The sequence below is a fragment of the Sphingobium sp. BS19 genome, from assembly GCF_027925545.1.
Classification (GTDB): domain Bacteria; phylum Pseudomonadota; class Alphaproteobacteria; order Sphingomonadales; family Sphingomonadaceae; genus Sphingobium.
Window position 1 is genome coordinate 96,762 of record NZ_BSEF01000012.1, and the last position, 26,599, is coordinate 123,360.

The 26,599-nt window shown below is 59.8% G+C and carries 22 protein-coding genes; 13 read left to right on the top strand and 9 right to left on the bottom strand.

The window, feature by feature from the left end:
- The first annotated feature begins 24 nt into the window (after positions 1-24).
- A complete protein-coding gene (locus tag QMG56_RS15415; protein ID WP_230189271.1) occupies positions 25-1,662 on the top strand; it encodes a ribonuclease J in 1,638 nt (545 codons plus the stop codon).
- Between the two features lie 9 nt (positions 1,663-1,671).
- Positions 1,672-1,938: a DUF1467 family protein gene (locus QMG56_RS15420; RefSeq protein WP_230189272.1), complete on the top strand. Its 267-nt coding sequence runs from the start codon at positions 1,672-1,674 to the stop codon at positions 1,936-1,938.
- Here QMG56_RS15420 and QMG56_RS15425 read toward each other — a convergent pair whose 3' ends face one another.
- Complete coding sequence (locus tag QMG56_RS15425) at positions 1,939-4,254, bottom strand: hypothetical protein (RefSeq protein WP_281823160.1); 2,316 nt, start codon at positions 4,252-4,254, stop codon at positions 1,939-1,941. It lies immediately after the preceding gene.
- A gap of 83 nt (positions 4,255-4,337) precedes the next feature.
- Here QMG56_RS15425 and QMG56_RS15430 point away from each other — a divergent pair, with 83 nt between their 5' ends.
- From QMG56_RS15430 to QMG56_RS15445, 4 genes are all read left to right on the top strand, one after another.
- A complete protein-coding gene (locus QMG56_RS15430) occupies positions 4,338-4,646 on the top strand; it encodes an Hpt domain-containing protein (RefSeq protein WP_230189274.1) in 309 nt (102 codons plus the stop codon).
- 97 nt (positions 4,647-4,743) lie between these two features.
- Positions 4,744-5,940, top strand: coding sequence for a hypothetical protein (locus tag QMG56_RS15435; protein WP_281823161.1), 1,197 nt, complete (start codon positions 4,744-4,746; stop codon positions 5,938-5,940).
- Between the two features lie 80 nt (positions 5,941-6,020).
- Positions 6,021-7,115 (top strand): DUF2336 domain-containing protein, encoded by a 1,095-nt coding sequence (locus QMG56_RS15440; RefSeq protein ID WP_281823162.1) that lies wholly within the window; start codon positions 6,021-6,023, stop codon positions 7,113-7,115.
- Positions 7,112-8,452, top strand: coding sequence for a sensor histidine kinase KdpD (locus QMG56_RS15445; protein WP_281823163.1), 1,341 nt, complete (start codon positions 7,112-7,114; stop codon positions 8,450-8,452). Before QMG56_RS15440 ends, QMG56_RS15445 begins: the two co-directional genes overlap by 4 nt.
- A gap of 54 nt (positions 8,453-8,506) precedes the next feature.
- Here QMG56_RS15445 and QMG56_RS15450 read toward each other — a convergent pair whose 3' ends face one another.
- A complete protein-coding gene (locus tag QMG56_RS15450) occupies positions 8,507-9,793 on the bottom strand; it encodes a citrate synthase (protein WP_230189331.1) in 1,287 nt (428 codons plus the stop codon).
- Positions 9,794-9,814: 21 nt separating this feature from the next.
- Positions 9,815-11,269: a glutamate--tRNA ligase gene (gltX, locus tag QMG56_RS15455; RefSeq protein ID WP_281823164.1), complete on the bottom strand. Its 1,455-nt coding sequence runs from the start codon at positions 11,267-11,269 to the stop codon at positions 9,815-9,817.
- Between the two features lie 16 nt (positions 11,270-11,285).
- Here gltX and QMG56_RS15460 point away from each other — a divergent pair, with 16 nt between their 5' ends.
- Positions 11,286-13,439, top strand: a complete 2,154-nt coding sequence (locus tag QMG56_RS15460) for a ComEC/Rec2 family competence protein (protein WP_375713708.1) — start codon at positions 11,286-11,288, stop codon at positions 13,437-13,439.
- Between the two features lie 55 nt (positions 13,440-13,494).
- Here the strand turns inward: QMG56_RS15460 and QMG56_RS15465 are convergent, their stop codons facing one another.
- Positions 13,495-13,965 (bottom strand): Hsp20 family protein, encoded by a 471-nt coding sequence (locus QMG56_RS15465; protein ID WP_230189333.1) that lies wholly within the window; start codon positions 13,963-13,965, stop codon positions 13,495-13,497.
- A 449-nt stretch (positions 13,966-14,414) separates the two neighbouring features.
- Here QMG56_RS15465 and QMG56_RS15470 point away from each other — a divergent pair, with 449 nt between their 5' ends.
- The 5 genes from QMG56_RS15470 (at position 14,415) to QMG56_RS15490 (ending at position 22,135) form a co-directional block, all read left to right on the top strand.
- Positions 14,415-15,665 (top strand): lipoprotein-releasing ABC transporter permease subunit, encoded by a 1,251-nt coding sequence (locus QMG56_RS15470; protein WP_281823165.1) that lies wholly within the window; start codon positions 14,415-14,417, stop codon positions 15,663-15,665.
- Positions 15,658-16,329, top strand: a complete 672-nt coding sequence (locus tag QMG56_RS15475; protein WP_230189335.1) for an ABC transporter ATP-binding protein — start codon at positions 15,658-15,660, stop codon at positions 16,327-16,329. Before QMG56_RS15470 ends, QMG56_RS15475 begins: the two co-directional genes overlap by 8 nt.
- Before the next feature lie 11 nt (positions 16,330-16,340).
- Positions 16,341-16,817, top strand: coding sequence for a glutathione peroxidase (locus tag QMG56_RS15480; RefSeq protein ID WP_281823166.1), 477 nt, complete (start codon positions 16,341-16,343; stop codon positions 16,815-16,817).
- Positions 16,818-16,910: 93 nt separating this feature from the next.
- Positions 16,911-20,468, top strand: coding sequence for a DNA polymerase III subunit alpha (gene dnaE / locus QMG56_RS15485; protein ID WP_281823167.1), 3,558 nt, complete (start codon positions 16,911-16,913; stop codon positions 20,466-20,468).
- Between the two features lie 62 nt (positions 20,469-20,530).
- Positions 20,531-22,135 (top strand): long-chain fatty acid--CoA ligase, encoded by a 1,605-nt coding sequence (locus tag QMG56_RS15490; protein ID WP_281823168.1) that lies wholly within the window; start codon positions 20,531-20,533, stop codon positions 22,133-22,135.
- 2 nt (positions 22,136-22,137) lie between these two features.
- On the opposite strand, the gene QMG56_RS15495 is transcribed toward QMG56_RS15490, so the two are convergent.
- The 5 genes from QMG56_RS15495 to QMG56_RS15515 all read right to left on the bottom strand — a co-directional run bounded on the left by QMG56_RS15495 (position 22,138) and on the right by QMG56_RS15515 (position 25,414).
- Positions 22,138-23,205 (bottom strand): PA0069 family radical SAM protein, encoded by a 1,068-nt coding sequence (locus QMG56_RS15495; protein WP_281823169.1) that lies wholly within the window; start codon positions 23,203-23,205, stop codon positions 22,138-22,140.
- 93 nt (positions 23,206-23,298) lie between these two features.
- Complete coding sequence (locus tag QMG56_RS15500) at positions 23,299-23,757, bottom strand: PA2169 family four-helix-bundle protein (protein ID WP_230189340.1); 459 nt, start codon at positions 23,755-23,757, stop codon at positions 23,299-23,301.
- Positions 23,758-24,106: 349 nt separating this feature from the next.
- The gene (locus tag QMG56_RS15505) at positions 24,107-24,367 is read right to left on the bottom strand and encodes a hypothetical protein (RefSeq protein ID WP_281823170.1); all 261 of its coding nucleotides are present in this window, start codon (positions 24,365-24,367) and stop codon (positions 24,107-24,109) included.
- Positions 24,368-24,398: 31 nt separating this feature from the next.
- Positions 24,399-24,776: a DUF5615 family PIN-like protein gene (locus QMG56_RS15510; RefSeq protein WP_281823171.1), complete on the bottom strand. Its 378-nt coding sequence runs from the start codon at positions 24,774-24,776 to the stop codon at positions 24,399-24,401.
- Entirely contained in the window at positions 24,773-25,414 is a 642-nt protein-coding gene (locus tag QMG56_RS15515) for a DUF433 domain-containing protein (protein WP_281823172.1), read from the bottom strand. The genes QMG56_RS15510 and QMG56_RS15515 overlap by 4 nt, the downstream gene beginning before the upstream one ends.
- Positions 25,415-25,612: 198 nt before the next feature.
- On the opposite strand from QMG56_RS15515, the gene QMG56_RS15520 reads away from it, so the two are divergent.
- On the top strand, positions 25,613-26,599 hold a 987-nt coding region (locus QMG56_RS15520), incomplete at its 3' end, for a recombinase family protein (protein WP_281823173.1).

Below are 26,599 nucleotides of genomic sequence, written 5' to 3' on the forward strand. Positions count from 1 at the left end.
GCGCCACAGGAGTTTTGTTTCGTAATGACACCCAAGAATGAATTGCTTTTCCTGGCCCTTGGCGGGTCGGGGGAAATCGGCATGAACGTCAATCTTTATGGCTGCCAGGGCAAATGGGTCATGGTCGATCTGGGCCTTACTTTTGCCGATCCCAGCTATCCCGGCGTTGACCTGATCCTTCCCGACCTTAGCTTTATCGAGGACAACCGCGACGACCTGCTCGGTATCGTCCTGACCCACGGGCATGAGGACCATATCGGCGCCATACCCTATCTTGCCGCCGATCTGGGCGTGCCGCTTTATGCCACGCCTTTCACAGCCGGTCTCATTCGCATGAAGCTGGAAGAGGAAGGCATCAAGAGCCAGGTCAAGCTGCACATCATCCCCAATGAAGGAAGCGTACAACTGGGGCCATTCGGTTTCCGGTACATGCCGCTCGCTCATTCGATTCCTGAGGGCAATGCTCTGGTTATCGATACGCCTTATGGCACCATATTCCATACCGGCGACTGGAAGCTGGACGACCGACCGTTGCTCGGAGTGCCTTCCACTCCCGAACAGCTGACCGCCGTTGGCGACAAGGGCGTGCTCGCGCTCGTTTGTGACAGCACCAATGTATTCAATCCCGAAGCCAGTGGATCAGAAGGCGATGTGCGCACAGGCTTGCTGGAAGTCGTAAAGGGCGCGAAGAAGCGCGTTCTGGTCACGACTTTCGCGTCCAATGCGGCGCGTGTGCAAACTTTGGGCGAAGTCGCACGCGAGACCGGGCGTACCGTTTGCGTTGCGGGTCGCTCGCTGGATCGCATTATCGGTAACGCCAAAAGTGCCGGATATTTGCGCGACTTCCCCGAGATGGTCGATTGGGAAACGGCAATGAAAATGCCGCGTAACAAGGTGATGATCATTGCCACCGGCGGGCAGGGCGAGGCGAGGGCTGCTTTGGCGCGCGTTGCGTTCGATAGTCACCCCATCAAACTGGACGCAGAGGACATGGTCATCTTCTCGTCGAAGCAGATTCCAGGCAATGAGATTGCCATCGGCCGTATCCAGAATGCACTGGCGACCAAGGGCGTGGTGATGGTCACCGACCGTCAGGCCGAAGTCCATGTGTCAGGCCATCCGGGCCGCCCGGAACTGCAGGCTATGTATAAATGGATTCGTCCCGAAATACTGCTGCCCGTTCATGGCGAAATGCGGCACATGGCTGAGCAGGCGCGTCTGGGCTTAAGCGAAGGCATTCCACATGCTGTGGTGCAGGGCAATGGCGACATCGTCCGCCTCGCGCCCGGCACGCCCAAGATCATCGGCAAGGAGACCGCGGGCCGTCTGGTTCTGGATGGCGACGTCATCCTTCCAGCGGACGGATCGACGATGAACGAGCGGCGCAAGTTAGCGCTGCACGGTCAGATCAGTGTCGCGGTCGCCATCGATCGGAAAGGCGGCCTGATCGGCACGCCCGCTGTTCGCGTACAGGGTGTTCCGGTCGAAGAAGACAAGGAGGCGTTCATCGTCGAGGCGTCCGAGGAAGCGGCCAAGGCTGTGACTAAAGGTGCGAAAGAGGAAGAGGCGTTGCGGGAGCGTGTCCGTCTGGCCGTGCGCCGCTCGGCGACCCGCTGGACAGGCAAGAAGCCGATCGTCGACGTCCTGATCGTCAACGCATAGGGGGCGGCCATGAACGGTTACGCGATTGCCGCGATATACTTCCTCTTCTGGGTCGTCTCAGCCTTCATCATCCTGCCCTTTGGATTGAAGACGCCTGATGAGACAGGAGAGGTTGTTGCGAAGGGTCATGCGGACAGCGCGCCAACGAACTTCCGGCCGTTGCGCGTCGTCCTGCTGAGCACGGTCTTATCGGCTGTATTGTTCGGGTTGTTCTATGCCAATTATGTCAATGGCTGGGTCAACCTGAACGCGCTGGCGTACATATCCCGCCGTTGATCACTGGCGCAGGCGTTCGATCGCCTGTGCCAGCGCAACGTAGAGCTTGCCCATATCCGACGACAATATGGTGACGGCCAGCGCACTGCCGTCGCGCGCCGAGAGGATCGTCCTAAGCATCCCCTCGAAATCGTGGATGTAGCGATTAACATGTTCCCGGAATTCAGGATCGTTGTCGTAGTGAAGCGCAATCTCGCGTGACTGCCCAGCGTCGAGCAGCTTGACGGCCCGCCGTGTAAAGACGCCTCGGTCGCCCTTCAGGTATGCCGCCCAGGCTGAGTCGGACACATCGTTGGCCAGTATTTTCGACACATCGATCGCCGTGCTGTTGAGCGATTCGATGAGGAGTGCGGAGCGACGTGCAAAGTTGTCGCGGTCGCGATCTTCGGCAGCTTGCTCGGCCTGCTGGATGCGTTGCTCGATGCTGGCGCTCGTGTCCGCAATGGTAAGCAATTGGCGCATCAATCGGTCCGATGCGTGATGGGCGGCCTTTACGGCGCGTTCGGCGACTTCACCCACTTCGGCTATCTGCGCCGTCACCCGGTCACCAATAGCGTGCTGCATCGCCGCTTCGCTGGCTTCGCCAAGCGCTTGGGCAGCTTCGGGGATGGCCCGGCTGAGTGCCTGACGCGCACGATCCGCTGCTTGATCGGCGGTGTCCTTCACGCGAAGCAGGGCAGCGATCAATTGCGGTCCGGCGCTTTCGGTCAGGCGCGACGCAGTGCTGCCTGCGGTATCCAGTGCATCCTGCAATCCATCGACTTGTGTGCGATTTGCCAGCAGCCCGCTCTCGGTGCTTTCAAGCCATTCGGACAGGCGACGGCTTTGACCGCGGAGCAACTCCTCGGCTTCCTGGGTACGTCCTAATATGGCATCGGCCACTGCTTCCAGCGCTTCGATCTCGGGCGCGGCGGCGGCAAGCAAACCGCGCGATTCCGTAATCCGTGTATTCAGGCGCGCCAAGGCGAGGGGATAGGTTTCATCGACTTCGCGCACGCTTGAATCGATGGCGAGCATCAGTGTTTCGGATTTGCCGATAAGCTGCTCTGCCGATGCATTGCCGTTACCCAGTGCCTGATCCATACGGTCAGCTTCGGTCGCCAGGGTTGCAAGAGCGCGTGACAAGCGTTCGTTCCGCGCCAGCCCGTCCTGCTCGAACGTAACGAAACGCGACTCAAGCAAGGTCAGTTTGTCCGCAAGGCCTTCGCTCAGGCCCGAGGCGAGCGTGCTTTGTCCCTCGATCAGACGATTGAGATCATGCAGGCGCGATTCGATCTCCGCACTATTGTCGGCAAAGTCGCGGATCGTGTCCGACCCTATCTCGCTCAAAGTGCCGCGCGCCCGCTCCACAAGCGTCGTCAGCGTGGCGCTTTGAGCGTCCAGACCGTTGCAGGTTTCGGTCAGGGCGGCGCGCGCACGATCCAGCGCTATGTCGATACGATTGGCTGCAAGCTCTGCCATGCCGCTCACTTCTTCCGATGTGGAGCGGGTGGCGTCCTGCAACTGGCCAAGCTGGCTAGTGAGGCTCTTGGTGGCTGCCAGAGTCCGGCTGCGCGCATCATCGGACAGTTCGGCGATGGCGTGGAGCCGGGTTTCGAGCGCATCGATCCGTTCGGCCAGGGCATGGCCGCTATCCGCCAATCGCGCCGTCATGCTGTCTGCGCGATCTTCAAGTTGCGGAAAGGATTGCAGCAGCAGCCCGAAGCGGCTTGCAAGCTGCGATCCGGCCAGATCGGCTGCGGCCGCACTGGTCGAGGCTTCGGCGGCGCGAGCGGCGATGATCTGTGCCGACGCTTCCATGTTGGCGCTGGCGGCAGCGCCATAGCTTTCCAGCAGCGATGCCTGCTCCTCCATGGTCTGGCGTGCCGCGCCGAGTTGCCGACCAAGGCGCAACACCCGTGTTTCGAGCGCAACGCTTTCTTCGCGGAGCATGCGAGCAACATCGGCAAAGCGGTGGGCTTCGGCACGGCTGTTGCGCATGAGGAGGAGGTAGGCGGTGATGAGCAGGACCAACGGCATGGCCATGGTGGTCACGATATAAGGCACCGAATCGATGGAAGGCAGGGGGATGCCACGGCCGAAATGGAGCCAGCCGTTAAAACCGATCCAGGCGACTGCGAGTGCCGCAAACAATAAGCCGATACGTGCAAATCGCTTTGGCGGCGGGGCAGGTTCCTCCTCCGGCCAGAAAGTGGCCAGCGGATCTTCTTCGGCCACGCTGTCTTCCAACAGCAATTCCGTTTCCGTTTCAATGTCCTGCGCCACTGCGCGATTGTTCCCGCGCCGTAAATCGACGATTTTAATGCCCCCGCTCATGACAGCCTCTGTAACATGTTTTCGTGCCGCGGAAATGGCCATTTGCAACCAAACTTTAACGGTCTGGCGCGTATTCCCCTCACATGTCTTATGATCCCGGAGCTTTGGAGGCGGCATTGGCCGCAGCAGTGGGCGATGACATTGCCCTGATCAGCGATCTGCGTGGCGTTTTCCTTGAAAGCGCGAATCATCATGTCGACCTGTTGGGCCGCGCCCGGTGCGATGCCAACTGGCAACTGGCTGCGTGGCGTCTCAAAGGGCTTGCCGCCAGCTTCGGTGTGGAGGGACTGATGGCTTTGGCTGAGGAAGCGGCGACGTCGGCCCCCGGAGATCCCAAAATAGTGCGCCGTATAAAGGCGGCGCTGGCGACCTTCGAACTGGACAGCCAATAAGTCGACACGTGAAATCGATAAAAGCAGACCTTGCATCGCGGGCTTAGCGTTGCGAGAAGATGGTTTCAGAGCATCATAGCCGGGTCCATCTTCATCCATGTCATTTGCGGCCGTCATTTGCGCCAGCCATTCCGCGAACTTTGCGCCCTCTTCCGGTCCAGGTGGAGCGTTGCGTGCCGGGTTGCACTTCGCCGGGCATAGCCTGGTCGAATATCAAGTCCGCCAGGCCGCTGACGCCGGGGCCACCCACATTCTGATCCTTGTGAGCGCGGTTACGCCCTTTCTTTCGCAGGCCGTTGACCGACTGACAGCGGACAAGATCAACGTCTCGCTGATCCGTGACATGGTATCGCTGGTGCGAGAAGCGCCGCGCGACCGGGATATGCTGCTGATCGCCGATGGAGCGATCATCGCGCAGAACCACTTCGTTTCGATATCGCAACGATCTGGCAACGTCCTGTTGGCCGTAGACGACAGCAGGGTAAGTGCCCCGTTCGAACGGATAGATGGGCAGCACAGATGGGCCGGGCTGCTGCGCGCTACGCCGGAAGTGCTGTTCGGTACGCTCGATATGCTCGGGGACTGGGATCTTGAACTGACGCTCATGCGCGCGGTGGTGCAGGCTGGCGCGCATCGGCTTATTGTGTTGCAAGAAGATATACTGGAAGGCCGGGTCGCGCTGATCGACAATCAGGCGTCGGCCGATCTCGTCTCGCAGGGGCTGTTGAGCAAAGGGTCCGATGCTCTGTCGACCGACGGTGGGGCGGAGCATTACATTCTGTCTCACGCTGCGACGCGACTGGCCCCCATGCTGCTGCGCACGCAAGTTCCCGCGTCGCAAATCCGGATCGGCGGCATGGCGCTGTCGACTATAGGGGTCATCGCAGCCGCACTTGGCTGGCCGGTATTCGCTATCCTGTTGATGCTAGGCGGTCTGATATTATCGCTGACATCGGACCGTTTGGGACTTTTGGCGCGACGTAGCCACGACACCGGATGGGCGGCGCTGGCGCCCGGGATCATTGCGCTCATCGGCTTTACAGTGATCGGCAGTGAAGCAGGCGCACTGATGGATGGCCTGTATCTGTCGTTACTGGTGGGTGTGATCCTGCTGGCGGTGCGTTGGCGTCGCACAAGTTTCGCCAAGCCCTGGGCACTTTTCACTCCGGGCTCGGCATTGCTGGTGGCTTTGATCGCGATCATTCTATCGGGCATCAATGCAGCATTGGCGGTCGCCACTCTGTGTGCCATCGGATCGATAGGAACGATCGTATTGACTGACCGAAAGAGCTGATCGCCCCTCGCCATGTGATATAGTTTTCACGTCATCTCTCGGTTTATCGCAAATTAACGACACGCGCTTATAGCGGCCAAATGAGCGCCCCTCCGTTCACTATTACGGACTCCAATCCTGCGGACTTCTGGCCGTCGTCGACCGTTGACAGCGTCACGGTGGGTGGAGCGGTGCGTCACCTGATCGATTTCAATCATTTTTTCGGAAACGACGCGCGCCGCTGGCCCGATGCGCTGACCAGCGAGGCACGCCGACATCTGGCGGGATGCCTGAATACCGTAGAAACGGCCATGACGTTGCTGACGCGCGACACGAAAATTGGGCGGCTTCTGGGGGGACTTGAAAGCTCCGCATCATGGTCTTCCGTGCAGCGCATGCCGTTCATGCTGTCGCCCGAACTGATGGCACACATGCGCCTTCGTGCGGCCATCAGCCTGCTGGGCGGACAGTCGGTGCGGGTGGACGGCGATCCTTCGGCAGATGCCGTTTCTGGTACTGGTCTGCTTATCGGCGATGCCGACCCTGAGATTGCGGATATGGCAGCCAATCTGTTGTTGGCCGATGCGCGCTGGTCGGCCAGAGACGCAGGCGTACGCACGATGCAAGCGGATTTGCCTGCGGAGCATTTCGCCGAACTGGTGTGGACGACGGCTGCGGTTCTGGGAACGGAACTGCATCGCGCTGGGCTGGCCGAGCAAAACGCCGCCATGATGGCAATGGCGACCGCCGCTTATGCTCTGCTGGCGCGCCATAATGAGGGCGCGGAGCCATTTGCACTGGCCAAGCGGCTCGCGCGGAGCCTGTGCCATCAAAACCGCCATGCCGAATTACTGGGGCAAGCTTTGGGAGAGCGCCGCTATCTGCTCTTTGCTGCGTTGGCAGGGGAAGTGACGCGGATCGAGATGGAAACCGTGCTCGATGTGCTGGTGCACGGCAGTGACGCGCAACTGGCGGCATTGTGCAAGACGTTGGGTGGAACTGCTTTCGATTATCGCCACCTGCTGATCGACTTGCGGATTGTTCGCGGCGAGCGGGACGATCCGACGCTTGTGCGTCTGGCGGCACGCTATGACGACCTGCGCGATGAAGATGCGATGGCGCAGGCCGATATGCTCCGCTGCCCCCCGCCACTGCGTGCCAAGCTGGCGCTAGTTCCCACGGTGCGCGCTGCATGACGGGGGCTTCGGATATCATTCGCGCCGTTGTGGACGGCGACGGAACGCTGATCTCGGCCGATCCGCCGATTGCCACGCTGCAAATGCAGGCGGGTAGCGCGATTGGCGGGCCTTTGGCGGTGCCGCAGTTGGCAGCGTTGGCCCGACTGTCCATTCGTATGAACATCCCGCTGTCCCGCTCGATAGTGGCAGCGTGTGGCAGTGCAGATATCGACATGTGGGTGCGGGCCAAGCCCCGCGACGGCAAAGTGGAATTGGCGGTCGTCGAATGGCGCGAACGTATCGCGCACAAAGTAGCCAACGATTCTGCCGGCCGCGAGGCCGATCTCGTCGCGACGCAGGATGGCTGGAGCTGGCAGATCGATCCGCAATTGCGCATCCTCATGATCGATGCCGACAACGCCTCCAACGACTATCCGAAGGTCGGCACACCGTTGACGGCATGGTTTCGGATCACAGCGGATGAGGATGGCCAGTTGCCGATACTCCATGCCTTTGCTGAACGCCGATCCTTTTCGGCGCAGCAGGCCACGGGCAAAGATGGCAGTGTATATCTCCTGTCCGGTATGCCGATGTTCGACGCAGCAGGACGGCTAAGCGGATATCGTGGCAAAGCATCGCTGGATGTAGCCGAGGTTGAACGCCATGCTGCGCCGACCGAGACCGGAACGCCACTATTCGGGCGGCGGCTTGACCGCGCGTTGCGGCAGCCGCTGGGGCGTATCATTGCCAATGCCGATACGATCAGCAGCCAGCTGGAAGGTCCGCTGCGCGAAGACTATGCCAGCTATGCGGCGGATATCGCTACGGCCGGTCGCCATCTGATGGAGCTTGTGGACGATCTTGCCGATCTTCAGGCAATCGACCGGCCCGATTTTACGGTGACGCATGAAGATATCGATTTGGCCGATCTGTCTCGCCGTGCGGCAGGATTGCTCGCGGTAAAGGCCGCGGATCGCACCATCCGCGTCGACGTGCCGCAGAGCGACGAAATCGTTCCCGCTGTCGGTGAATTTCGACGGACCTTGCAGATATTGGTCAACCTGATCGGCAATGCGATCCGCTATTCGCCCGAAGGTTCGATGATATGGGTGCGCGCGGAATCGATGGACGGCGTAGCGCAGGTGACGATTGCGGATCAGGGGCGAGGCATCGCCCACGACGATCAGGATCGCATTTTCGACAAGTTCGAACGACTGGGCCGCGATGAAGCGGGCGGCAGCGGCCTTGGCCTTTATATCTCCCGCCGATTGGCGCGCGCGATGGGCGGGGACATCACCGTAGACAGTGCGCCGGGGCAGGGCGCCCGTTTCGTTCTGCGGTTACCCGGCGCCTAGGCAAAAAAAGGGCGGCGTCTCGATGGAGACGCCGCCCTTTTGAACGTTTGCCGATTAGCGCTGCGCTACTGGCACATAGTCGCGCTGCGACGGGCCAGTGTAAAGCTGGCGCGGACGACCGATCTTCTGTGCTGGATCCGAGATCATTTCGTTCCACTGCGCCACCCAACCCACGGTGCGGGCAAGGGCGAACAGCACGGTGAACATCTCGGTCGGGAAGCCAATCGCCGACAGGATCACGCCGCTGTAGAAATCGACGTTGGGATACAGCTTCTTGTCGATGAAGTAGGGATCGCTCAGTGCAATCTGCTCCAGTTCGCGTGCCGTATCCAGAACGGGATCGTTGATACCCAGCTTGTCGAGCACTTCCGATGCAGCCTTTGACAGCACCTTCGCGCGCGGATCGAAATTCTTGTACACGCGATGGCCAAAGCCCATCAGGCGGAACGGATCGTCCTTGTTCTTGGCGCGGGCGATATATTCGGGAATGCGATCTGGCGTGCCGATTTCGCGCAGCATGTTGAGCGCCGCTTCGTTGGCACCGCCATGCGCCGGACCCCACAGGCACGCGATGCCTGCGGCGATACAAGCGAAGGGATTCGCGCCCGACGAACCCGCGAGGCGCACGGTTGAGGTCGAGGCGTTCTGTTCATGGTCGGCGTGGAGGATGAATATCTTGTCCATCGCCGATTCGATGATGGGATCAACTTCATATTCTTCGGCTGGCACGCCGAAGGTCATACGCAGGAAGTTGCCGGTGTAAGACAAGTCGTTCCGGGGATAAACGAAAGGCTGACCCACGGAATATTTGTATGCCATTGCCGCAATGGTCGGCATTTTGGCGATCAGACGATGGCTGGCGATGGTGCGCTGCTGCGGATCGTTGATGTCCGTGGAATCGTGGTAGAAGGACGACAGCGCACCAACGACACCGCACAGGATCGCCATAGGGTGCGCATCGCGACGGAAGCCGCGATAGAAGGTCGAGAGCTGTTCATGGACCATCGTATGGCGCGTGATGGTGTGTGTGAACTTTTCCAGCGTCGCGGCATCGGGCAGTTCGCCGTTCAGCATCAGGTACGAAACTTCCATGAAGCTGGACTGTTCGGCCAGTTGCTCGATGGGATAGCCGCGATGCAGCAGGATGCCTTCGTCGCCATCGATGTAGGTCAGCGCGGATTCGCAGCTTGCCGTCGATGTAAAGCCGGGGTCGTAGGTGAACATGCCGGTATTGGCGTACAGCTTGCGCACGTCGATGACCTGCGGGCCGACCGAACCGCTGAGGATGTCGTAATCCTTCGTATTGTCTCCGATCGTGAGGGTGGCTTTGGTGTCGGCCATTGTGTTCTCCTATATTGTGCGTCAGCCCGCGGGGGACTGCCGTACGTCCGAAAGTCGTGACAGGGTTTCGTCTTTCCCAAGAAGAAAGAGCACGTCGAATATGCCAGGTGAAGTAGTACGCCCCGTTAAAGCGGCACGCAGGGGCTGCGCTACCTTACCAAGACCAAGTCCGGCATCCTCTGCGACATGTCTTATTGCTTCTTCGATCGCGTCTATCGTCCAGGACTGGACGGGGGAAAGGGCGTCGACGGTTGTTCCTATGAGCACGCGCGCGGCATCGTCTAGCAGAGACAGCGCCTTCTCGTCAAAATCCAATGGGCGTTTTTTGAAGAGGAAAAGCGCGCCATCGGCGATTTCATCCAGCGTCTTTGCGCGCGGCTTCAGCGCCGCCATGGCCGTCGTCAACAACCTGACATCGGCGGGTGACAACTCGTTGCCCGTGAGCGTAGCGACGCGGGGTGCGACAAGCGCCGCAAGATACGCATCGTCGGCTTCGCGAATGTAATGGCCGTTCAGATTTTCCAGCTTCTTGATGTCGAAACGGGAAGGAGAGCGACCGACCCCGGCCAAATCGAACAGTTCGATGGCGCGCGCGATGGGGATGATCTCTTCATCGCCATGACCCCAGCCCAGACGCAGGAGATAATTGAGCACCGCTTCGGGCAGCATCCCCATCTCATCGCGATAGCTGTCGACGCCCAGGGCGCCATGCCGCTTTGACAGCTTCGCGCCATCGGTGCCGTGGATCAGCGGGATATGGGCGTAGGTCGGTTCCTTCCAGCCCATTGCGCGAATGATGCAAAGCTGACGGAAGGCGTTGTTCAGATGATCGTCGCCACGGATCACATGAGTGACGCCCATGTCGTTGTCGTCCACTACGACCGCCAGCATGTAGGTCGGTGTGCCATCCGAACGCAGCAGGATCATGTCGTCCAGCTCGGCATTCTGAACGACGACGCGACCCTGTACTGCGTCTTCTATAACGGTTTCGCCTTCGCGCGGTGCTTTCATGCGCACGACATAAGGCGCACCGGCAGGCGCTTCGGACGGATCGCGATCGCGCCAGCGCCCATCGTAGCGCATGGGCTGCTTGGCAGCGCGCTGCTGCTCCCTGAGTTCAGCAAGCTCTTCGGGCGTTGCGTAGCAGCGATAGGCGTGACCGGCGTCGAGCATCGCGTGGGCCACTTCGGCATGGCGGGCAGCGCGGGCGAACTGGAACACCGGCTCCTCGTCACCGCCAAGGCCTAGCCAGTCCAGACCATCGAAAATGGCCGCAATCGCCGGTTCGGTCGAACGCGCACGGTCGGTGTCTTCGATCCGCAGCAGGAACTTGCCGCCATGATGCCGAGCGAACAGCCAGTTGAACAGTGCGGTACGGGCGCCGCCAATGTGCAGGAATCCGGTTGGAGAAGGAGCAAAGCGCGTAACGACAGAAGTATTTTCAGCAGTTGCGCTCACGCAATGATTCCCCGACATTCCAGATGTACAAACTATGACTGCGACGCCCCCTAGCATGGCTTTTGAGCCGGGACAAACCCGCGATGACGCGGGATTGCAGCGCTATGGGACAGCCGTTCTCGATACAATGGAGCGCTGGCTGGAAAAGGAGCGCGAGCATGTCCCGCTCTGGCTGCCGGTGGGGCTCGGCAGCGGGATCGCCGCATGGTTCGTTTTACCCGATCCGATGGCATGGGCAGCGTTTTGCTGCGTGGCGCTGGCCGTGGCGTTGGGCGGCGCTTTCTTGCCGGAAGGAGGGAGGATCAGGCGGATCGTTATCGCTGCCGGATTGCTGGCTTGTGCCGGGTGCCTGATCGTTTGGGGAAAGGCCATGATCGCCGGGACGCCACCCATTGCCCGTCCCGCCTTTGTCGAGATTACGGCGAAGGTGCAGTCCGTGGAGCCACTGCCGGCGCAGGAGATGACGCGGCTGATTCTCCGGCCGTTGGCGCGCGACGATCTGCCTGCAAAGATCCGCATCAATGTCGTGAACAAGGATTGGCGTGAAGGTATTGCCGCGGGGGCAACAATCCGTTTCCGTGCAAGGCTGATGCCCCCGGCACCGCCCGCCGTGCCGGGAGCCTATGACTTTGCACAGAAAGCCTATTTTCAGGGTATCGGTGCGACCGGGCGCGCCGTTCCACCGATAACAGTGGCGCAGGCTGGCGATTCCTCCTTGCCACCTGTCAGGCAAAGGCTGTCGAGCCATATTCAGGCGCAGATGGCGGGCGGGGCTGGCGCAATCGCAGCCACGCTGGCGACTGGTGACCGTGGGGCGATCAGCGAAGCCGATGCAGATGCGATGCGCCGCAGCGGATTGGCGCATCTCCTGTCGATCAGCGGTCTGCATGTAACGGCTTTTATTGGCGCAGTGATTTTCCTGATTTTCCGGCTGCTGGCGCTGAGCCGGAGGGCCGCGTCGCGGTGGCCGCTGATGCTGATCGCTGCGCTGGGCGGGGCCGGTGCCGGGATCGCCTATACGCTGATGACGGGCGCGGATGTCCCGACCGTGCGGTCCTGCGTATCGGCATTGCTGGTGCTGGGTGGCCTTGCGCTCGGGCGCGAGGCGTTGACCTTGCGATTGATCGCGGCGGGTGCGGTATTCGTTTTGCTGCTCTGGCCCGAATCATTGGTGGGGCCGAGTTTTCAAATGAGCTTTGCGGCCGTTGTCTCTATTGTTGCGTTGGCGGAGCATCCCCGTTTTCGTGCCCTTACGCATGGCCGCGATGAAGCTTGGCCGCTGCGTTTGGCGCGCGGCGTGTTGGTGTTGTTCCTGACCGGCATCGCAGTGGAAATCGTACTTGCTCCGATAGCGCTGTTCCATTTTCATCAGGCGGGGATGCTGGGGTCGCTGGCCAATCTGGTGGCCATTCCGCTGACCACATTCATCGTCATGCCGTTCGAGGCGCTGGCGCTGCTGATGGATGGCATGGGGCGTGCATTCGGTCTCGGCTTGGGTGCCCCGGCCTGGTGGGTCGTAGAACATTCGCTTCGGCTGTTGCTGTTCGTGGCGCATGCAGTTGCCGCGCAACCCTATGCGGTGGCTCTGTTGCCGACATTCGGCGCAGGAGCCTTCGCGCTGGTTATTGCCGGTGGCCTGTGGTGCTTGTTGTGGCGCACGCGGGCGCGCTGGTTGGGAACTGTGACGATAGCGGCTGGCCTTCTGCTGATGCTCAGCGCACGCCCGCCCGATGTGCTGGTGACGGGCGATGGACGTCATGTCGCCATTCGGACTGCGGCGGGAGATATGGCGCTATTACGCGAGAAAGCGGGTGACTATGTCCGCGATACGCTGTCAGAAAGCGCAGGATACGATGGGGAATTGCGGGCGATGACGGCATTGCGTCAGGCGCGATGCAGTGAAGATCTGTGCGCCGTGACCGTGACACACGGCAATAGAGCGTGGCGCGTGCTGACCACGCGCAGTCAGAATATGGTGGACGCGCCTGTGCTCGCAAAAGAATGCGCCGCGGCAGATATCGTCATCAGCGAACGGTGGTTGCCAAGAACCTGCTTCCCCCGCTGGTTGAAGATCGACAAGGCCATGCTGAGGCGCACGGGCGGCGTTGCAATAGACCTGAAAAACGGTTCGGTGCGAGTCGTGCGCGCGCCAGGAGACGCACATCCCTGGATCGCGGCCACGCATTAAAAAAGGGAGCCGCTCGATTGCGGCTCCCTCATCAGCATCGGGATCGATGCGGCGATTATGCGGCGCGCTGATCCTTGTTGATATCGACAAGCTGACCGCCATTGATAGCGATCTTCTTGGGCTTCATCGCTTCGGGAACTTCACGAACCAGTTCGATGACGAGCAAGCCATCGGCCAGATCGGCATTTTCCACGCGCACGAAATCGGCCAGTTCAAAGCGGCGGTCGAAGCTGCGATTGGCGATGCCGACGTGCAGATATTTGCCCTGTTCGGACTTCGACACATCTTCCTTGCGACCGCTGACCTGCAACAGGTTCTGCTGCGCCGTGATTTCCAGTTCATCCGAACGGAATCCGGCAACGGCGAGCGTTACGCGATACCGATCTTCGCTAAGCCGTTCGATGTTGAAGGGGGGGTAGTTGTCACCCTGGTTCACACGCGCGTTGTTTTCGATCAGGTCGAACAGACGGTCGAATCCAACGGTGGAACGGCGATAAGGGGTCAAATCAAAACCACGCATTGTCATATCTCCTATGAGCATATTCCATATTGCAGCGAGCCCATACCGGCACTCGCCACCTGATTGCCCAGCCCCATATGGCGGCCGGACAAGGGAAATATGGTTTGCTCTGGAGCGCGTTCAAGAGGGATTTTCAGGTCTAGAATCATAAACGCCCGGACCGTTGCCGATCCGGGCGTAGATGGACGATTGCTCGTCTCCCCCTTGGTACTGCGTCGACCGTTCTTTCAGCCCCCAAGCTCCAGAACGGGACTGCAGCGTCCCTGAACCACGGCCATTGCCTATGTTTCATTTATGTTGCTATGCGCGCCCCGCGTTGCTGTCACGGGTAAAGTGTGTCGGTGATTCATTTTGGGAACAGCCTGTGTTCTTGGTGCAACAGCCCGTCGTTCTTGCCTATAGCGAAGGCGCTGCCTAGAGCAGCCCATGCACTGGTCAGGATATCAAGTAATTCCATGATTCTTTCGCGATATGAACGAATGATTGCGCGGCGGTATTTGCTGCCGGGCAAGGGGGAAGGGTTCATCTTCCTGGTGGCTGGAATCAGCCTTGTTGCGGTGATGCTCGGCGTGGCAGCGCTGATCATCGTGATGAGTGTGATGAACGGCTTTCGCGCGGAGCTGTTCGACAAGATCGTCGGCTTGAACGGCCATGCCGTGGTGAACGGCTATGGCGGGCGACTGCCCGATTGGCGCGATATACTGAAAGACGCCAGAGCTACGCCCGGTGTCACCAGCGCGACGCCACTTATCGAGCAGCCGCTGCTGGGCAATTATAACGGACGTGTCGAAGCTGTTCTGGTGCGTGGTATGACCGTGCAGGACATTCGCAACAACGAAACGCTCAAGGGGAAGGTGCTGGCCGGAAGCCTCGCATCGCTGACGCCGAACGGCGGGAAGATAGCCATAGGCGCACGTCTTGCGGAAAATCTGGGCATTTCGGTTGGGGGTCGACTGAGCATCATCAATCCGGCGGGTCGCGCCACCCCCTTCGGCACTGTCCCCCGCGAGATAAGCTATGAAGTCGGCGCGATTTTCGAAGTGGGCGTGTACGAATATGACAAGGCGTTTGTCATCATGCCGATGGAAGACGCGCAAACGCTGCTTTTGCTCGGCGATGTCGTGGGCATGATCGAAGTGCAGACGGTCGATGCCGACGACGTTCAGAATATCCTTGCTCCGCTGGCGGACAAGGTGACGGGCCGGGCAGTCATTCAGGATTGGCGGCAGATGAACGCTTCATTGTTCGAGGCGCTGGCCGTCGAACGTGTCGCGATGTTCGTGGTGCTGTCGATCATCGTGCTGGTCGCCGTGTTCAATATTCTGTCGTCGCTCATCATGCTGGTGCGCGCCAAGACGCGGGATATTGCCATTTTGCGAACCATGGGCGCATCGCGATCCGGCTTGATCAAGATATTCATGACCGTCGGTATCACGATCGGCACGCTGGGCATGGTCGCAGGAACGGTGCTGGGCTTTACATTCCTGTTTTTCCGCCAGCCTATCGTTAACGCTATTCAGTTCGTGACAGGGCAAAACCTGTGGGATCCCTCGATTCGCTTTCTCACGGAATTGCCGTCCCAGTCTGATCCTGCGGAGATTATCACGATCTGCCTGATGGCACTGGTGTTCAGCTTCCTGGCCACGCTGTACCCTGCCTTCAAGGCAGCAAATACCGATCCTGTACAGGTGCTGCGCTATGAATGATGTGCTGAAAGTGACCGATCTGCGGCGGAGCTTTACGCAGGGCGATGTGACGATCGATGTGCTGTGCGGCGTGAACCTGACGGTCGGTGCGGGAGAAATCGTCGCGCTGCTTGGGCCTTCGGGTTCGGGCAAGTCGACCTTGCTGCAAGCCGTCGGCTTGTTGGAAGGCGGTTTCGACGGGTCCATCCTGATTGGCGGCGAGGAAGCGGCACGGCTTTCGAATGATGGCCGCACGCGGGTGCGTCGGGATAGTTTGGGCTTCGTGTATCAGTTCCATCATCTTCTGCCGGACTTCAATGCGGCGGAGAATGTCATCCTGCCGCAGATGATCCGCGATGTGAGCGCGGCGGACGCGAAGAAACGGGCGGATGCGCTATTGACGGCATTGGGGCTCGGTCATCGGCTGGATCATCGACCGAGCCAGTTATCGGGTGGCGAGCAGCAGCGCGTCGCGGTGGCGCGCGCGCTGGCCAATCGCCCCGCTTTGGTGCTGGCCGATGAGCCGACCGGCAATCTGGACGAAAAGACCGCCGACGTCGTCCTGGCGGAATTTCTGCGTCTGGTACGCGAGGAAGGTTCGGCAGCGCTGGTCGCCACGCATAATGAACGATTGGCGGCAAAGATGGATCGCGTCGTGCGCTTGCAGGGCGGGCGACTGGAATAGGAGCGGCGCGGATGGGCATTTTCGACTTTTCGGTGAAGGCTGCGAACGGCGAAACGAAACCGCTGGCGGATTATGCCGGGCAGGTGCTTCTTATCGTCAACACCGCGAGCAAGTGCGGGTTTACGCCCCAATATGCCGGTCTAGAGGCGCTGCACCGCGATTATGAGAATCGCGGGTTTGAGGTGTTGGCGTTTCCCTGCAATCAGTTCGGCGCGCAGGAACCGGGCGATGCCGCTGAGATCGCCAATTTTTGTTCGCTCACTTACGATGTCAGCTTTCCTGTTTTCGACAAGATCGACGTCAATGGCGACGGGGCCGATCCGCTCTTTACCTGGCTGAAGTCGGAGGCTCCGGGCTTGTTGGGGACGCAGGGCATCAAATGGAATTTTACGAAGTTCATCGTGGATCGCAGCGGCAAAGTGGTCTCCCGCCATGCGCCTACGGTAAAGCCCGAGGCGTTGAGGGCGGACATCGAAGCGCTGCTGTAATTTTCGTCGTTTGCGGACATGACCGCAAACAACCCACAGCTTTCGATGGGTAGGGGGCTTTAACGAATCGCGCGGAGCGTCCAGAATAGCTTTATGTCCCATGCCACGTTCGTCCCGCTTCGCGTATTTTCCTGTTACACGATGCTGGACGGTGCGATCGAGCCAAAGGCAATCGCAAAGCAAGCAAAAGCGCTGGGTTTCCCGGCAGTCGCCCTGACGGACCGCAACGGTCTCTACGCGGCAATGGCCTTTTCAGATGCCTGCAAGAGCGAAGGCGTTCAGCCAATCGTGGGGGCCATGCTGGGGGTCGCGCGTCCCGGACGCCCTGCCAATGCCCCGCCCGTGCACGACTGGCTCGCGATCTACGCGCAGGACAGCACAGGATACGACAACCTCTGCGCGCTGGTATCGATGGCGCATCTGGACCGGCCTATCGAAGAACAGGCCCACGTATCGCTGGACGATCTGGTCGGCCGAACCGACGGGTTGATCGCGCTGACGGCAGGTGGGGAGGGCGCTCTCGCCCGGCTGTTTGCCGAGGGTCAGCCGGATGCGGCCTTGGCCTATGCCGACAGGTTGCAGCTATTGTTCCCCGACCGGCTGTATGTCGAGATCGTACGGCGGCTCGATGCCATTGAAGGCAAATCGGAAGCCGATCTGCTCGATCTGGCGTATGCCCGTGACCTCCCGTTGGTTGCCACCAATCCCACCTGCTTTGCAGAGCCGCATTTTCATCCGGCGCATGATGTCATGCTGTGCATCGCCGATAGCGCGTATGTCGACAGCGACGACCGCCGGAAGAGTTCCCCGGACGCCTGGATGAAGCCCGCCGCCGAGATGAAGCGGTTGTTCGAGGATTTGCCGGAGGCGCTGGCCAATACCCTTGTGGTGGCGCAGCGTTGCGCCGTGCTGGCGCCAAAGCGTAAGCCTATTCTGCCGAGCCTTGCTGGCGATCTTCGCGGCGAAGAAATTCAGTTGCGGGCAGACGCCACAGCGGGTCTGGAAATGCGCTTGCGCAAGATGGTGGCCATCCATGAAGGTACGGACGTGTCGTCCCTTGATGGCGATGCTCTACGTGTGCGTTTTCCCGAGTATTTCACTCGGCTGGAATTCGAGCTCAATATCATCGTCCAGATGGGTTTCCCCGGCTACTTCCTGATCGTGGCCGACTTTATCAAATGGGCAAAGACGAACGACATTCCGGTGGGGCCGGGACGCGGTTCGGGCGCGGGTTCGGTGGTTGCATGGGCGCTAACCATCACCGATCTGGACCCGCTGCAACTCGGCTTGCTGTTCGAGCGATTCCTTAATCCCGAACGTGTGTCCATGCCTGACTTCGACATCGACTTCTGCGAAACGCGGCGCGGCGAAGTCATCCGTTATGTGCAGGCCAAATATGGCACGGACCATGTGGCGCAGATCATCACCTTCGGTAAGCTGAAAGCGCGCGCAGTTTTGAAGGACACCGGTCGCGTGCTCCAGATGAGCTACGGACAGGTGGACCGCCTCGCCAAGCTGGTGCCGAACCACCCTACCGACCCGTGGACGCTCGACCGGACGTTGAACGGCGTCGTAGAGTTCGCGCAGGAATATAAGAACGACGCGCAGGTACGGCGGCTGATCGATCTGGCGCTGAAGCTGGAAGGCTTGCCGCGCCACAGCTCCACCCACGCGGCGGGCGTGGTGATCGGCGATCGACCGTTGCAAGAACTGGTGCCGCTGTACCGCGATCCGCGTTCGGATATGCCGGTGACGCAGTTCGACATGAAATATGTCGAAGGCGCCGGGCTGGTGAAGTTCGATTTTCTTGGTCTAAAGACGCTGTCCGTTCTGCAGAAAGCCGTGCAGTTGCTGGCGAAGCGCGGTGTCGTCATCGACCTCGAAACGCTGCTCTGGGACGATGAAGCGGTGTATGAGCTGCTCCAGCGCGGTGACACGGTGGGCGTGTTCCAGTTGGAATCCGAAGGGATGCGCAAAACGCTGGCGGCCGTGAAGCCGACCAATTTCGGCGACATCATTGCGCTCGTATCGCTCTATCGCCCAGGCCCGATGGACAACATCCCGATGTTCGGGCGGCGCAAGAATGGGCAGGAGGCCATCCTCTATCCGCATGATCTTCTCCAGCCGATACTCGAAGAAACCTACGGCATCTTCGTCTATCAGGAACAGGTCATGCAGGCCGCGCAGATCCTGGCAGGCTATTCGCTGGGCGACGCCGATCTTCTGCGCCGTGCGATGGGTAAGAAGATCAAGGCGGAGATGGACGCGCAGCGTGAGCGTTTCGTAAGCGGCTGCGCCGAACGCAGCAAAATCCCCAAAGCCAAGGCCAATGAGCTGTTCGATTTGATCGACAAGTTCGCAGGCTATGGCTTTAACAAATCGCACGCCGCCGCCTACGCATTGCTGGCCTATCAGACGGCCTGGCTGAAGGCGCATTATCCCGCTGAATTTTATGCCGCTTCGATGGCCTTCGACATCCATCTGACCGACAAGCTTACTGTGTTCGTCGACGACATGCGGCGTATGGGCCTCACCTGCTTGCCGCCCGACATCAATGTGAGCGAAGCGGATTTCTCGGTGCAGGGGGTGACGCCGCCTGAAGACAGGGCAGACGACCCCCGATTTGGGTTCGCAGTGCGGTATGCGCTGGGCGGCCTGAAAGGCGTCGGTGAGAAAGCGATGGAAACGCTTGTCGCCGAACGTCTGGCCCATGGCCCGTTCAAGGATCTCGATGACTTTGCAGATCGCGTCGAACCGCGACTGTTAAATCGCCGACAACTGGAGAGCCTGGCCGCTGCCGGTGCCTTCGATGGCATACATGATGATCGGGCGGGCGTGCACGCGGCCGCAGAGACGATCCTGTCGGTTGCATCGAGCGCAGCAGAAGCGCGCGAGAGCGGGCAGGGCGGGTTGTTCGGCGGCGAGGAAATTGCGCATGCCGATGTGCACATTCCGCCTCATACGGCGTGGTCCGTGGCGGATCGCATGGCCCAGGAAAAGGACGCATTCGGCTTCTACTTTTCCGCGCATCCTGTGGATCGCTATCGACACATTGCCGAGGCCAAGGGCGCACGCAGTTTCGGTGCGATCTGCGCCAATCCCACTGCCCTCAATTCGGAAGGCCGCGCGCACGCAATCATGGCCGCGCTGGTCGAGGATGTGCGCTGGCGCGATACACGGCGCGGAGGGCGATACGTCTCCGCTACATTTTCGGACAGCAGCGGGCAGTTTCAGGCAAGCTGCTTTGACGAGGACGCCTGCAAAGCGATCGAAGCATTGGGTAAGGATGGCGATTGCGGTTTGTTGACTGTCGAGCTGGACCGGCAACCGGGCGAGGAGACGCCGCGCGTCACGGTCCGCGGGGTGCAAGCGTTCAATCGCATCGCCGGGACCACACGCATGGAACTGTGGCTCGACGTAGCGCAGGACATCGCGATCGGCGGCATATCGGCGATATTGTCCACAAGTCGTGGCGGTCGCAGCGAAGTTGGGATTCGTTCGATGATGCCGGACGGTCAGATCGTGCGTCTGCGGCTGGGTCGGGATTTTCTGATCGATGCGGAAATCGCAGAAAAGCTCGCTGGCGTGGCAGGAGTCGTGGGGCATAGGTTCTCCGCGCCTGAACCGCCTCGGCTCGCGTTGGTATCCTAACTATGGCCTTGTGTCCGTGGAGGACGCAAGGCACCACTGCTCAAAGCATAAGGAGAGTAGTGATGATTGGCGGCATGCAGGACTTTGCGCTGCGTATTTCCTCGATAATGGACCATGCGGCTAACGAGCATGGCGCGCGGGGAGTCGTCAGCCGCTATGCCGATGGTCAAATCGAGCGCAGCAATTGGGCGGAGATACGGCATGATTCACGCCGTTTTGCTCAGGCGATGGAAAGGCTCGGCGTTAAGCCGGGTGACCGCGTAGCAACGTTGGCGATGAACCATGGGCGGCACGTCGTCTCATGGTACGGTGCCATCGGCATGAGCGCCGTACTGCACACGATCAACCCGCGCCTTTTCGACGAGCAGATCGTTTTCATCGCCAATCATGCCGAAGATCAGGTGCTGTTCTACGATGCCGCCTTCGCTGCGATCGTTGAGCGGCTAAAGCCGCAATTCACGACGATCCGCCATTTTGTGTGCTTAGACGATAATGGACAGTGCAGCGACGACGCAACTTACGCCGCGTTGCTCGCTGCCGAGGATGGCAACTATGTCTGGACCACCGGAGATGAGCGCGACCCTTGCATGCTGTGCTACACCAGCGGCACGACTGGCGATCCCAAAGGCGTGCTGTTCAGTCACCGGTCCACCGTGTTGCATGCATTGGCAGGAATTCAGCCCGCTTGCCTGGGACTGGGGCCGGACAGTTGCATCCTGCCGGTCGTACCGCAATTCCATGTATGCGCCTGGGGCATACCCTTTGCCGCAGCGATAGCAGGAGCCAAGCTGGTTCTTTCGGCCACCAATGATCCTGCCTCGATGTGCGAACTGATGCGCGCGGAAAAGGTCACGCATAGCGCGGCCGTTCCGACGGTCTGGCTAGGAATGCTGGCTTATGCGGATGAAACGGGGATCACGCCGCCGCCTTTGGAAAAGGTCGTCATCGGTGGTTCCGCGGCGCCCCGGGCACTTGTGGATCGCCTGATGAATATGGGCATAAGTGTCAGCCACTTATGGGGCATGACCGAACTGTCGCCAATTGGCACCGTGTCGCGCAAGGGCCACGATTTCGCGAGTATGTCGCGCGAAGATCAGTTGGACCTGCTGGCCTATCAGGGCGGGGTTCCCTACGGCGTGGAGATGCGGATCGTTGATGCGGATGGTGCTGCTTTGCCACGAGACGGCGCGACATCCGGGCGACTGCAGGTTCGCGGACCGTGGGTGATAGAGCGGTATTTCCGGGACGAAAGTGGCCCGGCGGTCGATGCCGACAACTGGTTCGACACGGGCGACGTGGCGATCATCACGCCCGAAGGCGTCATGCAGATCAAGGACCGCGTGAAGGATGTCATCAAATCCGGGGGAGAATGGATCAGCTCGGTTACTCTGGAGAACGAAGCACTGGGGTGTGCGGGGGTCGCAGAAGCCGCAGCAATCGGTTTGCCGCATCCAAAGTGGGATGAGCGCCCGATATTGATCGTGGTTCGAAAGGACGGTGCGGACGTGCAGGAAGCCGATGTGCTGGCCCACCTGTCGGCGCGCGTGGCCAAATGGTGGTTGCCGGACCGGATCGTTTTTGCCGACAGCCTGCCGCATACGGCCACGGGCAAGCTGCTCAAGACGGCATTGCGCGAGACATATGGCACCATATCGCTATCGGCCTAGGCCTATAGCAGGCGATACTGATCTCCTGTCGGAGGACGAAAGAGATCGGTGCGAAGAGCCACGCGCTCGCCATCCAGACCTGCGCGGGCACGAGCCTTGTTGAAACGGGTGCGGATCAGTTCGGCCCACACGCCTTGGCCGCGCATGCGATTGCCGAACCGCGAGTCATTATCGCGGCCGCCACGCATGTCGCGGATGATGTTCATCACTTTTGCTGCGCGGTCTGGATAATATTCATCGAGCCATGCTCGAAATAGCGGCGCGACCTCGTGCGGCAATCGCACAGGGATCCAGAATACGCCCCTGGCGCCGGCAGCGGCTACGCGGGCTACGATTGTCTCTATCTCGTGATCGGTAATTGCCGGGATGATCGGCGACACGCAGGCATGGACCGGAATGCCAGCATCGGCCAATCGCGCGATGGCCGCTATCCGGCGTTCCGGATGCGGGGCGCGTGGCTCAAGGGTGCGTGCCACCGCGGGGTCTAGGGTCGTTACCGATATACCCACGGCTACCAAACCATCTCGCGCCATTCTCGACAACAAATCGATGTCCCTTAGGACGCGGTCCGACTTGGTCGTTATGAATAACGGATGACGGCATTCCGCCAGCACTTCGATGCATTGGCGGGTAATATGCCAATCGCGCTCGATTGGTTGATAAGGGTCGGTGTTCGTGCCCATTGCGATGGGCTTGACCACATAAGTACGCTTTTGCAGCTCGGCGCGTAGCAACACTGCGGCATCGGGCTTTGCAAACAATTTGGTTTCGAAATCGAGACCGGGCGATAGGTCGTGCCAGGCATGCGTGGGTCGGGCGTAGCAATAAATGCAGCCATGCTCGCAGCCATGATAGGCGTTGATGGACTGATCGAACCCGATGTCCGGAGAAGAATTGCGGGCAATGATTGCCCGTGGTTTTTCGATGGTGACTGACGTTGCAGGAGCAGCAGCCTCGCCGTCGACCAGCGTCAACAGGTCCATCCAGTCGCCATCCTCCATTCGAGTGGAGGATGAGAACCGCTCACTCAGAGTGTTTTCTGTGGCGCCACGCCCCTTCAATTTGCTCATGGACGCATGAGAACATATAAAGAACAAATATGCAATACGCACGAAAACGGGGCGAAGCCTTGAAGCTCCGCCCCGCTTGGACAGTATCGTAATTTAGTTCGAATGCATCGCGTGCTTGATGTCGCGCATTTCGTCATGCCCGCGGCGGACCGACGTATATGCTTCCTGGATTACGGCCTTGGTCGTTGGGGAAACATCGTTGTCGGCCAGCGCATCCTCATACTTGGCCTTGATGTGATCCTCGCCGCGCTCAACTTCATCGACAATCGCCTGATCGTCTTGGCCGGTGACGGCAGCCTTGAGGTTGAGGAGTACGCGATGGGCGCCAGCGAGCAGGGTTCCGTCATCTTCGGCATTGCCGCCAAGAGCGGCCACCTGCTGTTGCAGCTTCGATGCAACCTGCTTGCGTTCAGCCGCCCGGCTCACGAAAATGCTGTTGAAACGGCTGCTTTCGCTATCTTTAGCCGCTTCGGTATAGCCGTTTACGCTATCGATAGTGGTCGCGATGAGGCCATTCAGGGTGGAAATGTCGTGCTTGGTTGTATCGGTCATGGGGCTACCTCACATTATATGAAAGACCCCCTCCCAACGCACCGGGTTGGAAATGGATTGGCCATCGCATTCAATATGCGCTCAGTGGAAGGCCTGATGCGCTATGTTGAATAACCCGTTGATCTAAATTAGCCTTTTATGATCCTGCGGGGATCGGCAGCAAGGCGGGCTAGCGCGTAACACACGTCACGACGGACAGTTGCTGTCCGCCTGAGTTAGTGAACTCTATCAGAAAAACTGGCTCCCATTTCAGGACACGTTTAAAACAATTTTGCTTTTCGCATCCTATGAGGCAAGAAAAACAATATCACGATTCCGAGCTTTATCAAGAAGATCCTTGTTCGTATGGTCAGATGAAGCTGCCGTTTTTGCTTCTGATGCTCCCCTCGCATCTCCACGAGAGCCCACGCACGGCATTCGGAAACGCGAACGTGATCGCGCCGAGCGTGTAAGGTCGGAGGGAGATCCGAAGCCATCCTTGAGAGAACGCGCTGTTGCCCTTGCTCGGAAAAGAGGTGAGGTTCGAACGAAGGATCTCACCGACATCGGCATTCCTCGCTGCTATCTCTCCCCGATGTGCAACGAAGGCTTGCTCGTGAAGGTCGGTCATGGCCGCTACCGTGCAGCACCCCAAAGTCGCCTCAAGGGCCGGGCAGATCGTAGCGGGTGAAGAGGATGTCCTGGCCGTCGATCGTGATCTCGATCACCTCGTTCAGAAGCTCTTCACCCTCCCTCAGTTCAGATAGCAACGCGTCGAAAAGCTCGCGCTGCTCGGCCGGTGGCACCTGAGGCACGACGATGATCAGTCCGGCGTGGACCTCTTCATGTGCATATAGCCGACGAAAGTCGGCGGCGTTGTTGGTCACGAAGGTGCAGTCGTCGGCAATGATGCGCGGCATCAGATCCCAGTCGGTCGTGCCACTCAGACCGAGCCAGTTGACGTGCCAGACCTCGTGATTGCGTGCCTGCGCCACCTCGACCAGCGAGGTGTGCAGGCACTCGTCGATCAGAAATCTCACGGGTGCGAGAGCGACGTGTCGCTGATTTTCGCCAACGGATCGCTGTCACGCTTGATCCGGCGCGATGATGTTGCCTTCAGCCCTTGATCGGCAAGCGACTTTGGCCGGCCACGCCGCGGATGGGCCGCAGCCCAGATCTCGGCGAGGTCAAGCTGCCGTGCGGTCAACTTGGGATAGCCTGACAGTATCTCGGCGTCGTCGGCTCCCTGAGCGCGCATGGCCGCGACCAGCCGAACCGGAATACGCGTACCCTTAAACACTGGCTCGCCCCCCATGGTGTCGCGCGACTTGACGACCATAGTTTCGGCCTCGCCCAGATCCTTCGTACGCTGGCCGATCTGCTTGCGTGCCTCGGCAACGTCGACAATCACCAGATTGTCTGCCCTGATCGTACGAGCCAAAGGGTTATCGTGAATCAGACCGAATAGGCGCTGCCTGCGCTCCTGCGACAGGATCGGGCCGATCTCGTGCCACAGCTTGAGTTGCAGCACATTTTCCGCCGTCAGCTCGCGCCGCTTGGAGGCGCGGATTGACACCTCGACAATGCGCTTGTCGATTGCATTGTTGACTGCCTTGAGTTCCAGTCCGCCGACGACAGCGGCCTCAGCAGGGGTGAATGCTCGCGTCAGCGCATTCATAAATTATCTCCTTCAGGAGAAGATATAATCGCTATCACGCCAAACGTAAAGATGCGCTCACCCAGGGCAGCGCGAGGGGGAGGAGGCATGTTTTTTCAAATCGTTTCGGTATCGTATTAACCTTTACTGCTCCAGAGACGCCCGTTCAACGGAAAGAATCTCAACAGGAGCAATGGGTTGGCAAGGCCGAGAAGTGCAGTGAGCCGTTACAAACACCGTAAGAACAATGATCATCATCTCAAGGTCCGCGAGGCGGTCCTATATGCACGGGTCTCTACGCCGGAGCAGCAGCGTGAAGGCTATTCGATTCCCGCTCAGGTCAAGCTGCTGGAAGACTATGCCGTGCTGAACGGTATCGCGGTGGTATCGAGCCATGTCGACGTGGAAACTGCCAGGAAGAGCGGTCGGACCGCCTTCGGCAACATGTTACGCTATCTGCGCCGGCATCCGGAGGTCCGGATCATTCTCGTCGAGAAGACCGATCGGCTCTACCGCAATCTGAAGGACTGGGCGACGATCGATGACCTCGGCGTCGAGGTCCATTTCGTCAAAGAGAATGTCGTGATGTCTGAGGGCTGCCGATCGTCGGAGAAGTTCGTCCACGGCATCAAGGTGCTGATGGCCAAGGCCTATATCGACAATCTTTCCGAGGAAACGCGCAAAGGGATGATCGAGAAGGCGCAACAGGGCCATTGGCCAAGCTGTGCGCCGATCGGCTATCGAAACGTCAGGGACGGGCAGGGGAGAAACGTCATCGCAGTCGATCCCGAGGCAGCGCCGATAGTGACGCGCCTGTTCGACTGGTACGCTACAGGCCTCTATTCCTTGAAGGAAGTGACGGGGATGGCTCGGAACGCCGGAATGCGGTACCGTCGGAGCGGCAGACCAGTCGGCGTCAGCACTGTTCATGGCATTCTGCGCAATCGCCTCTATGCGGGCACGTTTGAATGGCGGGGCGAGATTTACGCCGGGGTGCACGAACCCCTCGTGTCCAAAGACATTTGGGACGCGGTCCAGCAGACGCTTGACGAGCGGAGCAGCGCCAACATTCGCGCTGATCTGCCCCCTTCTGAGTGGTCCAGAATCTCTGTTATTTTGGATTATGAAGGAGTTTGGAAATGGGCAAGAGGCACAAGCCGGAAGAGATTATCGGCAAGCTGCGTGAGGCTGAGATCGTGTTGGCGC

Excerpts from the sequence above, each read along its gene's own strand:
- QMG56_RS15505 (WP_281823170.1), bottom strand. The coding sequence starts at position 24,367 with ATGACCGACCTTCACGAGCAAGCCTTCGTTGCACATCGGGGAGAGATA.
- QMG56_RS15465 (WP_230189333.1), bottom strand. The coding sequence starts at position 13,965 with ATGACAATGCGTGGTTTTGATTTGACCCCTTATCGCCGTTCCACCGTT.
- QMG56_RS15425 (WP_281823160.1), bottom strand. The coding sequence starts at position 4,254 with ATGAGCGGGGGCATTAAAATCGTCGATTTACGGCGCGGGAACAATCGC.
- QMG56_RS15490 (WP_281823168.1), top strand. The coding sequence starts at position 20,531 with ATGATTGGCGGCATGCAGGACTTTGCGCTGCGTATTTCCTCGATAATG.
- dnaE (WP_281823167.1), top strand. The coding sequence starts at position 16,911 with ATGTCCCATGCCACGTTCGTCCCGCTTCGCGTATTTTCCTGTTACACG.
- QMG56_RS15450 (WP_230189331.1), bottom strand. The coding sequence starts at position 9,793 with ATGGCCGACACCAAAGCCACCCTCACGATCGGAGACAATACGAAGGAT.
- QMG56_RS15435 (WP_281823161.1), top strand. The coding sequence starts at position 4,744 with ATGTCATTTGCGGCCGTCATTTGCGCCAGCCATTCCGCGAACTTTGCG.
- gltX (WP_281823164.1), bottom strand. The coding sequence starts at position 11,269 with ATGTCGGGGAATCATTGCGTGAGCGCAACTGCTGAAAATACTTCTGTC.
- QMG56_RS15420 (WP_230189272.1), top strand. The coding sequence starts at position 1,672 with ATGAACGGTTACGCGATTGCCGCGATATACTTCCTCTTCTGGGTCGTC.
- QMG56_RS15475 (WP_230189335.1), top strand. The coding sequence starts at position 15,658 with ATGAATGATGTGCTGAAAGTGACCGATCTGCGGCGGAGCTTTACGCAG.
- QMG56_RS15515 (WP_281823172.1), bottom strand. The coding sequence starts at position 25,414 with ATGAATGCGCTGACGCGAGCATTCACCCCTGCTGAGGCCGCTGTCGTC.
- QMG56_RS15460 (WP_375713708.1), top strand. The coding sequence starts at position 11,286 with ATGACTGCGACGCCCCCTAGCATGGCTTTTGAGCCGGGACAAACCCGC.
- QMG56_RS15415 (WP_230189271.1), top strand. The coding sequence starts at position 25 with ATGACACCCAAGAATGAATTGCTTTTCCTGGCCCTTGGCGGGTCGGGG.
- QMG56_RS15495 (WP_281823169.1), bottom strand. The coding sequence starts at position 23,205 with ATGAGCAAATTGAAGGGGCGTGGCGCCACAGAAAACACTCTGAGTGAG.
- QMG56_RS15440 (WP_281823162.1), top strand. The coding sequence starts at position 6,021 with ATGAGCGCCCCTCCGTTCACTATTACGGACTCCAATCCTGCGGACTTC.
- QMG56_RS15480 (WP_281823166.1), top strand. The coding sequence starts at position 16,341 with ATGGGCATTTTCGACTTTTCGGTGAAGGCTGCGAACGGCGAAACGAAA.
- QMG56_RS15500 (WP_230189340.1), bottom strand. The coding sequence starts at position 23,757 with ATGACCGATACAACCAAGCACGACATTTCCACCCTGAATGGCCTCATC.
- QMG56_RS15430 (WP_230189274.1), top strand. The coding sequence starts at position 4,338 with ATGTCTTATGATCCCGGAGCTTTGGAGGCGGCATTGGCCGCAGCAGTG.
- QMG56_RS15445 (WP_281823163.1), top strand. The coding sequence starts at position 7,112 with ATGACGGGGGCTTCGGATATCATTCGCGCCGTTGTGGACGGCGACGGA.
- QMG56_RS15470 (WP_281823165.1), top strand. The coding sequence starts at position 14,415 with ATGATTCTTTCGCGATATGAACGAATGATTGCGCGGCGGTATTTGCTG.